Below are 13,016 nucleotides of genomic sequence, written 5' to 3' on the forward strand. Positions count from 1 at the left end.
CCCCTTCACACGACATAATGCTCACTGTTAATGACACGAGCGGCAATTGTTCGCTTCAAAGCAACCGTATCTGAGATAGGCGCGCGCATCAGCTTTTTGAGGACGGACAGCTGCATCTGCAGCCCGTCTCCCGTCTCTAGCGCAGCAAGTGCCAGCTTAGCGAGTGACTCAACCCGCTCCATGGCCTCCTGCACAAAAACTGTCGTCATCGCTAAAACATTTTCCGTCTTTTCCGAAGCGACTCCGCGGCTAGCCTTCCATATTTTTTGTGAGCGCAGCAGTGCGCTTTCCATGGCGAAGATGTTGATCATAAGATCTGCAAGAGAACACAGCACCTCTTGTTCCTGCTCCAGCCGCAGTCCCAGCTTCTGAACAGCAAGCCCGCCGATGGCGAGGAAGATTTTTTTCGCTTGACCTACGCGGAACGCTTCTTTGCTAAGCGGCTTTTCAAGAGGCGGAATCGGCATCGGCTGCAGCAGCTCTGCTTGCAATGAACGAGCTTTGCGCAGCAGCGGGAGCTCGCCCTTTAACGCTTTTTTCATCAGCGTGCCAGGAATGAGCATCCGATTAATTTCATTCGTGCCTTCAAAAATCCGGTTAATTCGCGAATCCCGATAAATTCTTTCTACCTTATACTCGCGAATATAGCCGTAGCCGCCATGAATCTGCACCCCTTCATCCGCTACAAAATCAAGCGCCTCAGATGCAAAAACCTTTATAATCGAGCATTCAATGGCATACTCTCCGATTGCCTTAGCGACCGTCATGCCTTCAACTGCCGCCCCGCCTTCTTCCGTCGTCCGCAGCATCGAATCGATCCAGCCCGCAGTTCGATAAACCATGCTCTCAAGCACATAAGTACGAATGTTCATATCAGCCAGCTTGGCGCCTATTAACGGATAGGAGGAAATCGCCTTCCCAAATTGCTTCCGCGTATTGGCATAGGCCGATGCAAGCTCAATGGTCTCCTTCGACGAACCGAGGCAAGCTGCTCCAAGCTTAAAGCGTCCTATGTTCAAAATGTTAAATGCGATTTGATGCCCTTTTCCAACCTCCCCAAGCACGTTTTCAACCGGTACCGCTACATCTTCAAAAAATAAAGGGCGAGTTGAAGAACCCTTGATGCCCATCTTATGCTCCTCCGGTCCAATACTGAACCCCGGCATGCCTTTCTCTACAATAAATGCTGTAAAATACTCACCGTCTACCTTCGCATAAACGATAAATAAGTCAGCAAAACCTGCGTTTGTAATATAGAGCTTTGATCCGTTGAGCACGTAGTGCTTCCCATTTGGCGATAATCTTGCCGTCGTTTTCGCCCCTAGCGCATCCGAGCCCGATGCCGGTTCAGTTAAGCAATAAGCAGCGATGCGCTCCCCCGTTGCAAGTGCCGGGAGATACGTTTCTTTTTGCTTTGGTGTTCCGAAAAAAACGATGGGCAGCGTGCCGATTCCCGTATGAGCGCCTACCGAAAGCGCAAACGAGGAGGATCTTGCCAACGTTTCTGCGAGCAGCGTCGTGCTTACCTTGTCGAGCCCCAGCCCGCCGTAAGCCTCCGGCACATCTGCGCCCAGCAGGCCAAGCTCACCTGCTTTGCGCATCAGCTCTACGGTCAGATCATAATTTAAAGCTTCCAGCTCCGCATCGCGCGGCGTTATTTCCGCATCCATGAACTGCTGCGCCGCATCCGCCATCATTCGTTGCTCTTCCGTAAAATCCTCGGGCGTCACGACCGATTCCGGCACACTGTCTTCCACGACAAACCGACCGCCAAAACGTATCGTCTCCGTCATGCGCAGTTCTCCTTTCAGCCAACCGAATATTTTATTTCAGGATGCTGCCAAACTCCCTTATCCACCTGCCGACCTTATTGGTCTGAGTTATACACTTCAATTACGCCTGCTGCTCCCATGCCTCCGCCTATACACATTGTGACAACGCCAATACCGCCGCCTCTGCGGCCAAGCTCATGAATAAGTGACACCGACAGCTTTGTTCCTGTACAACCAAGCGGATGTCCGAGTGCAATAGCCCCGCCGTTCACATTGACGATTTCAGGATTAATGCCAAGCTCCTTAATGATAGGGACGCACTGCGCCGCAAACGCTTCGTTAAGCTCAAACAGATCAACCTGTTCAAGCGTAATTCCCGCTTTCATAAGCGCTTTAGGCACGGCTTCGATAGGACCGATGCCCATAACCTCAGGAGCAACGCCAGCTACACTAAAACCGCGGAATACGGCGAGCGGACGATAGCCAAGCTCCTCCGCACGCGCCCTGCTCATCACGATTACCGCAGCTGCTCCATCGCTCATTTGGGACGTATTGCCCGCTGTAACCGTACCTTCTCTTGCAAAAGAGGGCTTGAGCGGCGCCAACGTCTGAACCGTCGTCTCCGGCCGGACGCCTTCATCTGTATCGAAAGTGATCACTTTCGACCATGGACGGCCAGCATCGTTCACGCCGGAGCGGCTTGTCGTTATCGGAACGATCTCGGCTTGGAAGCGTCCTGCTTCAATAGCTGCTGCCGCCTTGCGATGGCTGGATGCTGCAAACGCATCCTGCTCTTCACGCGTCACCCCATAACGGCGGGCAACCTCTTCAGCCGTATGTCCCATTCCCATATAAACCTCTGGCATCGTATCGACAATCGCAGGATGCGGCGACAGCCTGAAGCCAGTCATCGGCACATGGCTCATGCTCTCTACTCCGCCAGCAGCAATAACGTCCGCATCGCCAAGCCTAATTCGCTCCGCTGCATAGGCGATTGCTTGCAGGCCTGATGCGCAAAAGCGGTTAATCGTTACTGCTGGCGTCGTCACCGGCAATCCCGAATAAAGCGAGATCGTGCGCGCCATATTCAAGCCTTGTTCACCTTCGGGCATTGCGCAGCCAATGATGACATCCTCTATAAGCTCGGGCGACAAGCCGGGCAGACTCTCAAACGCACCTTGCAGCACAGCTCGCCCAAGATCCTCTGCCCTCGTCTCCGCAAGGCTCCCCTTTGATGCTTTGCCGACCGCCGTCCTCACCGCAGCAACGATAACGGCATCACGAGCGTGATCTTCAAACGGTGATGAAGCTGACATTTCACTCTCCCCCTTCGTTTTAGGCTAGTTGCGCAGCGGCTTGCCTGTCGCGAGCATATGGCTCATACGCTCCTGTGTCTTGCGCTCGCCGCATAGGCTGAGGAATGCTTCGCATTCCAAATCGAGCAAATATTGCTCGCTCACTTCAGCGCCCGGCTGAATGTCCCCGCCCGCGAGTACAGAACCAAGCTTGCCGGCGATAAGCGCGTCATGCTCACTAATATGGCCGCTAAGCTGCATCGCTTGCACCGCTACCTTAAGCACCGCTCTGCCTTCTCGTCCGGCAACGCGAATACGTTCCTCCGCTGGCGGCGAGTAGCCCGCCCGGTCCAGCTCCAGCACCGCCCGCTTCGCCTCGGCTATCCGTGCCTCCTGCCGCATAATGACCTTATCCTGCGGCCGCATCAGTCCCAAACGGCGCACCTCGTAGCCGCTGGTTGATGATTTGGCCAGCGCAATCGTCTCAAACAGCGCATTCAAATGCGGCTGCAGGTCTCCGCCTGGCTTGCCGCCATTCGCAATAAAGGCCCGTTCAGCTGCCATCGCAGCCGCTTCCTTGCAGCCCCCGCCCGCAGGAATAAGGCCAACTCCCGTTTCCACCAATCCAAAGTATGTCTCTGGCGAATAAATAATACGATCAGCAGGCAAGCATGCTTCTACTCCGCCGCCCAGCGTCATTCGGTGCGGAGCAGCTACGACAGGACGGTCAAGCCGCTTAAGCCCTAGCATACTGCTCTGGAAGAAACGAATAATATCCTCCACTTCATCCCATTCGCCGCTTTGCGCCTCCATTAATAGCAGCATCAGGTTTGCTCCTACACAGAAGTTTCGCCCTTCATTCGCTATCACAAGCCCCCGCCAATTTAGAGACACCTCCTCTGTGCTTTGACGAATCGCCGATAAAATATCACCCCCGATGGCATTGTTAGGCGAATGGAATTCCAGCAGTACAACGTCATCGCCAATATCGATTAGACTAGCGCCTGAGGTGGACAATACCGTTTTTCCGGCAGCCTTTAATGCCGTTAAGGAAACCGAATCTGCTTCCTCCACTTCCCTCTTGTATGCTCCGCTTGCAGCATAAACCCGCTCCGTTCCCTCCACCTTATAGAAGCTTTCATGTCCGGCTGCTAGCCAAGCCGCCACCCACTCTGGGATCGCATCGCCCTCCTTCTGCATTTGCTGCACCGATTTGCGAAGCCCTATCGCATCCCACAGCTCGAACGGTCCAAGCTCCCAGTTAAAGCCCCAGCGCATTGCGCGGTCGATATCCGAGATCGAATCCGCAATGACACCGACTTGTGCCGCTGCATACAGCAGTGTTTTTTTGATAGTGGACCATGCAAATTTAGCGTAGCGGTCCTGCGGGTCTGTGCGAAGCAGCGCCTTCACTTTTGCCGCCGCACCCTTCGCAGCCTTAGACGCATCAATAACAGGGGAGTTGACTGACCGCTTAGGCCCATACTCGAGCGTATCCAGCTTAAGCGATTCAATCTCACTGCCTCCTTTCCCCTTCACCTTTCGGTAAAAACCCGCACCCGTTTTCTCACCTAGCCGTCCCGATGCTGCAAGCTTCTCAAGCAGGGGCGGCCTTGCAAAAACCTTTTGCTCCGATGGATCGCTGCTCCGCTCCCGCACATTATCCACGACATGCAGCAGCGTATCCAACCCAACCAAATCGAGCATGCGCAGTGTCGCCGTCTTCGGCCTTCCCATCGCCGGACCGGTCAAGGCATCTGCTTCCTCTACCGTCAGCCCAAATGCCAGCGTATCCTCAAGCGTAACCAGCATGCCGTAAGTGCCAATTCGGTTCGCAATGAAGTTAGGCGTATCCTTCGCCAGTACGACTCCCTTGCCAAGCCGCTTCTCGCAAACCTCCGTCAACAGCTGAATAACCTCGGATGTGGTGTCTTCGGTAGGCACGATCTCAACAAGCTTCATATACCGCGGCGGGTTGAAAAAATGGGTTACCGCAAAATGCAGCCGAAACTCCTTGCTCCTCCCCTCTGCCATGGACGCCGCTGATAATCCCGACGTATTCGTAGAAACGATGCTGCCTAGGCGGCGTGCGGCTTCAACCTTTGCAAGCACATCACATTTAATGTCGAGCCGCTCCACAACCGCTTCTACAATCCAGTCTGCCTCGCCCAGCAGCTCTAGATGATCGGTCAAATTACCCGGCGTAATGCGTGATGACCAAGCTGGATCGTAGAGCTGGGCGGGTTGTGACTTGCCCATTTTTGCTATCGCCGCATTTGCGAGCCGATTGCGCACCTTGGCATCAGAGAGCGTAAGCCCCTGTCGTTCTTCCTCTGCCGTCAGCGAATGCGGAACAATGTCCAGCAGCGTCACTCGCATCCCCGCATTGGCTAAATGTGCAGCGATGCCGGCCCCCATTACGCCGGAGCCGATCACTGCGGCTCTGCGAATCGTACTTGAGTTATTTTGCGATGCTTGTGTCGTCATAGCCTCCTCCTCCTTTTTGACAAACAGCGGCTTATTCGCCAAAAACACTTTCGGCAAGCAGCTCAGCCACATCACGTGCGATTACCTTCTCATCCGCGCCCAGCGCCTTTAAACCATCCTCCATCATCGTTAGGCAGTAGGGGCAAGCAGAGCTGATAACCGATGGTTTCACTTCAAGTGCCTGAGCGGTTCGAGCATGGTTGATGCGAGTTCCAGAATGCTCCTCCATCCACATGAGACCGCCCCCCGCCCCGCAGCACATGCCGTTTGAGCCCGAGCGCTCCATCTCTTCAATCGATACGCCTGGAATGGAGCGAAGCAGGCTGCGCGGCGCTTCATACGTATCGTTGTAACGGCCGAGGTAACAAGAATCATGTACGGTTACTCGCTCCTCAATCTTATGCTCCGGCTTCAATAAACCTTCCTCAAGCAGGCGAGAGAGCATTTCGGTATGATGCTCCACGAGGATGCTAGGACTAAGACCGAAGTCAGGATATTCATTTTTGAACGTGTTATACGTATGGGGGCAAGCGGTCACGATTTGTGTAACGCCATATTTGTTAAGCGTTTCTATATTCTCGCGGCATAGCTCTTGGAAAAGCAGTTCATTGCCGATTCGTCTAGCTGTATCGCCTGAGCTTTTTTCCTCCAATCCCAGCGTAGCGAAGTTGATTCCCGCATGATCCAGCAGCCTAACCACATCGTACAAAACACGGCGGCTTCGCATGTCATACGCGCCCATCGATCCCGCCCAGAGCAGCACATCTGCTTTTTTGCCCTGCTTCTTCAGCTCCTGCATCGTAGGCACTTGAATGCCGGTTCTGCTCTCGCAATCGTTAATCCAAGCCGCCCGCTCGGCACGCGGCAAGCCCCAAGGATTGCTTTGCCGCTCGATGTTTTGCAGCGCGCGCTGCCCGTCAGACGGCAGCCTCCCTTCCATCAGCACCAAGTAACGGCGCATATCGATAATTTTGTCGACATGCTCATTGCCAACCGGGCATTGCTCCTCGCAATTCCGGCAGGTCGTACATGCCCACAGCTCCTCCTCGGTCAACACCTCGCCGATCAGCTCGACCTCCTCTGGTTTAGCACTCTCTTTTATATTCCATGCCCCAGCCTGCGCAGCCATGGTTGGCGCTATGTTTGTGCCCCATTCGGATTCAGCTTCCCAAGCAGGAAGCACCGCTCCCATCACATGGGCATGAGGCTCACGCGATTTCGAATGCAGCAGGCTGGCTGGAAGCCATGGTGACTTGGACGTTATGGCAGCGCCTTTTTCGGTCAAATGATCCCTCAGCTTCACAATAAGATGCATCGGCGAGAGCAGCTTGCCGGTGCTCGATGCCGGACAAACATTCGTACAGCGGCCGCATTCCACGCATGCATACAAATCTAGCATCTGTTTTTGCGAGAAATGCTCAACCTTCCCTGCGCCAAAGGACTCCGCTTCCTCATCCTCTAGGTTAAGCGGCACAAGTCGGCCGGGAGGCGTGCTGCGTCTGAACCAAAGATTCACAGGCGCTGTCAATAAATGAAAATGCTTTGATTGCGGCACGTACACAAGGAAGCTAAGCAGAACCAGAAGATGCAGCCACCAAAACAATTCAAACCCTGCATGGGCTGCTGTGCTTTGCGGCTGTACACCTGCACTCTCAAGCATAGTGGCCAATGGAGCGCTCACTGGTGCGAACTTCGCCTCAACGATGGCTGCAGTGGACCCATGCACCAAAGCATTCTGGCCCATGCGCACTTCCGCAGCCAATCGCTCGAATGCTAATGAGAATAAAACAGTCAGCATCAACGAGCCAATAAACCACATAACGAGTGAAGGTTTCCACCCCCGCTTAAGCCGCGGGAGCCGTTCCCCATAACGCCGGAAAGCACCGTACAGCACAGCTGCAAAAACGAGTGTAACGCTCATCTCCTGCGTCAGCGAGAACCAATTATAATAGGGCAGCGGCAGCGGTACACCTTGGTTCAGCCCTTTCCAAACCAAGTCCGCCGCACCAAACTGAAGCACAATAAAGCCATAAAAATAAACCAAATGCATCACGCCGCTTCTCACATCGTTCAGCAGCTTACGATGGCCTAGCACTTGTGAGGTAAATCCGGATTTACTGCCTGACTTGCGTCGATACCGCGAAAAAACCACCGGCACCCCAAGCCTCATATACAAGATGCGCCGCTGTACAACCATTGCGAACATGGTAATAGCAAACAACACAACCGCCGCGAATAATGCCCATCTTCCCCCTATCAACCATTGATCTACATTCCTAAGTGCCAAAAAAGATGGCATACGCCCCGCCTCCCTTATATGCCGGCTATAAAACCGAGCACCTACGCGCGCAGTAGTCGGACAAGTATTGAAGCGCTTACAAAAATAGCCGCGGTGCTCCATGTATATGAGCTTTCGGCCTTGAACATGCCGCACAGCGGGCAATTGCAGGGCGGTCTATTCAATTCCAAGACAGCATATCCTAGCACTGATGGACAGTGTCAACAAATTAGCGGTACAAGTGAGGGAGCTTCTATGCTGAAAATAGTTGTGCTTCTCAAGCAAACGTTCGATACCGAGGAAAAAATCATTGTAACACCCGCTGGCGTTGACGAAAGAGACGCCAAATTTGTAATCAATCCCTACGATGAATACGCACTCGAGGAAGCCATTCGCCAGCGTGAGCAGCTCGGCGGCGAGGTCATCGTGATCACCTGCGGTGCCGAGCGCTCGCAAGAGGTGCTCCGAACCGCTCTGGCTATCGGAGCAGATGAAGCTATTCGGCTTGATAGCGCAGATTTGTCCGATGACAGCTCAGCCGTCGCTGCTGCTCTTGCTGCCGTAATTAGGCCGCTCGCCCCTGATTTGCTGCTAGCCGGCTTGTTTGCAGTAGACAGCGGCGCTGGCAGCGTTGCTTTGCAAATTGCCGAGCTGCTTCACCTGCCTCATGCAGCTTCAGCTGTGAAGGTCACCATCTTAACTGCTGGGGAACTTGGCTCCCTGCCTGCCGATGGACTTCTCAGCTCACCTACTGCTGGGGGCGCTGAGCGTTACGCATTAGTTGAGCGCGATGTTGAAGGAGATACCGAAACGGTATCGATTCCACTCCCTGCGCTCATTACCGCTCAGCAAGGACTAAACGAGCCGCGTTATCCGTCGCTGCCAGGCATTATGAAAGCGAAGCGCAAGCCGCTTCGCACAATAACGGCTGCTGAGCTGATCGCCAGTGGCGAGCTTTCACTTGAAAGCGTATCGCCTCGCACGGCACGTACACAGCTGCTCCCGCCGCCTCCCCGCGCAGCGGGCAAACGACTCCCCGGCGACCCGGCCGAGCAAGCCGCAGCTCTTGTGTCTCTGCTGCGAGAGGAAGCGAAGCTTCTTTGAGTTCGTGACTATTTTATAGTTGGGGCTGATCAGGGGTAGTGGAGTTGGGCTGGGGATGTTGGATCTAAAGCTGAGCGCGCCAGTGGCGAGCTTTCACTAGAAAGCGAGTTTCGCCACACACTGCGCGCACGCAGCTCCCCCTCCACCTCCGTGCACTGCGGGGAAATTGGCTTCCCGGCGAGTCGGCCCAGCAAGCAGCAGCACTTGTCTCGCCCCTGCAGGAGCAAGGACAGCTTCTATAGGAACATGACTTATTTAATGTAGTTGGAATGTTCAGGGGGAGTGGAGTTGGGCTGGGGGATTTAGGTAGTGGAGTAGGTAGTAAATTTGTGTTGAGGCATGTTGGTATTGGGCAGGTAGTGGATTTGCGCTGAGGGATGTAGATAGTGGAGCTGCTAGTGGACGTGTGCTGAGGAATCTAGATAGTGGAGCAGAAATGATGCAGAGACTTTAACAAGAACTGAATAGTTACTGGTTACTAGACAATTTAGTTAGTTTTCTTGTTGATAGAGTGGCTCAAAATCAAAAGCAGTGCTTGACTAACATTGGACTTTGGTAATTAATCAAACCTTACAATTAACGGACATCAGATACCTTATTTGCTGAAAAACCTTCTATTTCTCGATCTAACGGACATAGGTTCCCTTATTTCATAAAATATCGAGCGTTTGGGTGCCATTTAGGGTAAATAATGGCTCTCATGTCCGTTAAATTGTAATTTAGCCCTTAAATACAGAAATAACGGATCTCATGTCCGTTAGAATGTAATTTATGCCCCTAAATGCAGAAACAACGGCTCTCATGTCCGTTAAAAAGTAATTTTTGCCCCTAATTACAGAAGTAGCGGCTTTCATATCCGTTAAAAGTAATTTATGCCCCTAAATTTAGAAATAACGGCTCTCATGTCCGTTAGAATGTATTTTCGGGTTAACCCCCGAAATTCAGAAATAGTGGCTTTTATGTCCGTTAGAGAGTAATTAACCACTAAATTCACAAATAGCGGCTCTAATGTCCGTTAAGACGATGCCTAAACAGATCAAGCACTGATTATAGAGCTGAACGCATAAAGAGCTACGCTTATTCGTAAAAGCTGTGGAAGAGGAGCTGTATCCTATGTCCAAAACCATTCTCGTATTTGCAGAAAGCCGGAATGGCGCGCTGCGCCGAGTGGCGCTCGAGGCACTCGGCGCAGCGCGCCGGCTCGCAGGCAAGGACGGCCATGTCCACGCCGTCCTTGCCTGCTTCGGCGGTGCGGCGGATGAAGCCGCCGCACTGATCGCGCGGGGCGCGGACGTCGTGCATATCGCCGACGATCCGGCCCTTCACGCCTTTGCGCCCGAGGCGTACATCGCCGCCCTCGGCGCAGCCATAACTGCGGTGCGGCCGGACGCGCTATTGCTCGGCCACACAGCTTTGGGGCGCGAGCTCGCGCCCCGAGTGGCCGCTGCCCATGGCGCCGGCCACATTGCTGACGTCATTGCCATCGAAACATCTGACGATCGCAATGACGTCTTATTTACCCGCCCGCTCTACGCCGGCAAGGCGTTCGAGCGGCGCAGCTTTGTTTCGGGCGCGACGTGGGTCATCACGGTGCGCCCGAACAACCTGCCGGCGGCGGAACCACTGGACGCCGCAGAAATAAAGGGCACCGCAGCAGAGCTGCCGTTTACGGTGCCGCCGCTTTATACCGCCGTGCGCAGCCTTGTGCGACGCGCAGGCGGGCAGCTTGATCTTGCCGAAGCCGACGTCGTCGTGTCCGGCGGCCGAGGCGTTCGCAGCGCAGCAGGTTTTGAGCCGCTGCAAGCGATGGCAACAGCGCTCGGGGGCGCAGTCGGCGCCTCTCGCGGCGCATGCGATGCCGGCTACTGTGATTATGCCCTCCAAATCGGGCAAACTGGTAAAGTTGTTACACCTCAGCTCTATATTGCCTGCGGAATCAGCGGCGCTATTCAACATCTGGCGGGTATGAGCCAATCTCGCGTCATTGTCGCTATCAATAAAGACCCCGATGCACCTATTTTCAGCGTTGCTGATTATGGCATCGTAGGCGATTTATTCGAGGTCGTTCCGCTATTAACAACAGAGCTCCAACGCGCTCGCGCTTAATTGTTCTAGTGTTCATCTAATTGCCTCTCACCCGCATCGCGCTTAATTGTCCTAGTTCATCTAATTGCCTCTCACCCGAATCGTGCTTAGAGCTTTTTCACCAAAGTTGATTCCATCTACAACCAACTAAATCATAATGTATCTGATTCAAGCACCTAACCCCGTCCACTAAAAAATCAAAAAAAGGCGTCTACCCTGTTTCGGCCGTATACAGAGCCGAGTCAGAGATAGAACGCCTTTTGATTTAACCTATATCACTTATTAAATCCCTTACCTAAGCAAAATCAGGACGGATTTCACGGATGCAATCCGGCGATTCGTACAGATCATCATGCACCGCATTCGTTACCGGGTAGGCGCGCATGAGATAAGTGTCCATAGCCTCTAAATGTTTCCGCAATCCACTGAATTCGGTAATACGCGGATTGAGCCAATCTTCCATGCCCTCTTCGTCCAAAATAACCGGAACTCGAGGCTGCCACACCGACATCGCTCCTGACGAAGCTGCGGTAATCATAGTGAAGGCGCGCACTTCTTTGCCGCTCACGTTTTTCCAGCAGTCGTAAATGCCCGCTATGCCAAAAAGCTGCTGGCTTGGAACAACGATGTGCATCGCCCTCGGATCACGCTCTTTGCCGAATTGTTTCTGACCAAAAAAGCCGCTGCATGGCAGCACACATCTTTGTCTGCGAAGCATTCTTTCTAAGAAAGGCTTCTCGGACAACGTCATATGATCTGCATTAACCGCATCCTTTGCCCAAAAAGGAAACAGCCCCCATCTCGATTCCTCCATCGTCCGCTGATCAAATCGATCATTCATGACAATCGAAACCATCTGAGTCGGAGCTGCATTAAATCGGTTTGTGTGCCCCCGAATTACTTTTCCTACCTGAAACATATCCACTATATCGCCAATATCAGCTGTTAACGAAAACCGTTCAATCATCGCGACCACCCTTTACACGTTGTTGAATCCAGTTTTTGTTAAAGTCGCGATATTTATGCAACGTTTATAGTCAGAAAATTAGAAAGACCTAAACAACAGCTTTCCGAAAATAGTTCCTCTACTCTTCAAAATCCGCCCGTCTACATCGTAAATCTTTTTCGGAATTTAAGAGGGGGCATTCCCGTATGGGATGCAAACAGCCTTGAGAAATGCGGCGTCTGCCGGAATCCCGTTTCCTCTGCTACTTTTGCAATCGTCCAATCTGTCTTAATAAGCAGCAGCTTTGCTTGATCGAGTCTATAATAAAGCAAATATTGCTGCGGCGTACAATCAAAAACCTCACTCATGCAGCGAGTAATATAATTCGTATGTAATTGAAGCACATCACTCAGCATCGTGTTGCTGATTGGTGAACGATAATTCAGCTTTAAGTACGCAGCCGCACGCTCTGCTACCGATACGGCAGCTTTAGCTGCATCCGAGCGCCAGCCTTCGTCCAGCATTTGAAGCAAATGCAGAAACCGCTGCTGCCGATCCCAGAACGCGCCATGTGACGAGCCTTTGGAAGCCTCATGCAATTGCGAGAAAATAAGACTCGCTTCATCCGTGTAGGTAAGCTTCATTTGTTTAGGCAGACGAATGGCATAAGTGTAGTAATCCCCTCTAAGCGATCCACTTTGATTGCCTACCGTCTCCTCCCAAGCGCCTACTGTTTGAAAATGAATCCAATCAAACACAGTCTCTTCCTCGCATGGACGTGTAGAATAATGCCAGCGGTCCGGCCTTAAAATAAGCACATCTCCAGGACCGAGCGTCCATCTGCGATTATCCTCTGCTACATGCAGTGCACCCTTGTTCACATACAACAAATCAAATACGCCGAGGTTCGTCCGATTCGGATGCTCCTCGCCCGCACGATAAACCAAACGGTTGGATTCTATGAAAAATGGCAATGGTGGTGAACGAAACGTTAGTAATAGCTCCTCTGACAACCTAATCTCTCTCCTTCTAAAGTTTTGCATAGCAAA

General features: G+C 52.8%; 8 protein-coding genes. 2 read left to right on the forward strand and 6 right to left on the reverse strand.

The window, feature by feature from the left end; translation table 11 throughout:
- Positions 1-5: 5 nt before the first annotated feature.
- The 4 genes from ACIFSR_RS05365 to ACIFSR_RS05380 all read right to left on the reverse strand — a co-directional run bounded on the left by ACIFSR_RS05365 (position 6) and on the right by ACIFSR_RS05380 (position 7,853).
- Entirely contained in the window at positions 6-1,793 is a 1,788-nt protein-coding gene (locus ACIFSR_RS05365; protein ID WP_339206530.1) for an acyl-CoA dehydrogenase family protein, read from the reverse strand.
- Positions 1,794-1,867: 74 nt separating this feature from the next.
- Positions 1,868-3,088 carry an acetyl-CoA C-acyltransferase gene (locus tag ACIFSR_RS05370; protein ID WP_430055553.1) on the reverse strand — a complete coding sequence of 407 codons (1,221 nt, stop codon included), beginning with the start codon at positions 3,086-3,088 and terminating at the stop codon, positions 1,868-1,870.
- A gap of 24 nt (positions 3,089-3,112) precedes the next feature.
- Positions 3,113-5,554, reverse strand: a complete 2,442-nt coding sequence (locus ACIFSR_RS05375) for a 3-hydroxyacyl-CoA dehydrogenase NAD-binding domain-containing protein (protein WP_430055556.1) — start codon at positions 5,552-5,554, stop codon at positions 3,113-3,115.
- Between the two features lie 31 nt (positions 5,555-5,585).
- Positions 5,586-7,853: a heterodisulfide reductase-related iron-sulfur binding cluster gene (locus tag ACIFSR_RS05380; protein WP_430055559.1), complete on the reverse strand. Its 2,268-nt coding sequence runs from the start codon at positions 7,851-7,853 to the stop codon at positions 5,586-5,588.
- A gap of 237 nt (positions 7,854-8,090) precedes the next feature.
- Here ACIFSR_RS05380 and ACIFSR_RS05385 point away from each other — a divergent pair, with 237 nt between their 5' ends.
- Positions 8,091-8,936: an electron transfer flavoprotein subunit beta/FixA family protein gene (locus ACIFSR_RS05385; protein ID WP_430056191.1), complete on the forward strand. Its 846-nt coding sequence runs from the start codon at positions 8,091-8,093 to the stop codon at positions 8,934-8,936.
- Between the two features lie 1,113 nt (positions 8,937-10,049).
- Entirely contained in the window at positions 10,050-11,042 is a 993-nt protein-coding gene (locus ACIFSR_RS05390; RefSeq protein ID WP_430055562.1) for an electron transfer flavoprotein subunit alpha/FixB family protein, read from the forward strand.
- A gap of 274 nt (positions 11,043-11,316) precedes the next feature.
- Here ACIFSR_RS05390 and ACIFSR_RS05395 read toward each other — a convergent pair whose 3' ends face one another.
- Complete coding sequence (locus tag ACIFSR_RS05395) at positions 11,317-11,988, reverse strand: SOS response-associated peptidase (protein ID WP_339206525.1); 672 nt, start codon at positions 11,986-11,988, stop codon at positions 11,317-11,319.
- A 140-nt stretch (positions 11,989-12,128) separates the two neighbouring features.
- A complete protein-coding gene (locus ACIFSR_RS05400; RefSeq protein WP_076268619.1) occupies positions 12,129-12,980 on the reverse strand; it encodes an AraC family transcriptional regulator in 852 nt (283 codons plus the stop codon).
- Positions 12,981-13,016 lie beyond the last annotated feature (36 nt).

This window comes from Paenibacillus sp. NRS-1760, from assembly GCF_050467785.1.
Lineage (GTDB): Bacteria > Bacillota > Bacilli > Paenibacillales > Paenibacillaceae > Pristimantibacillus.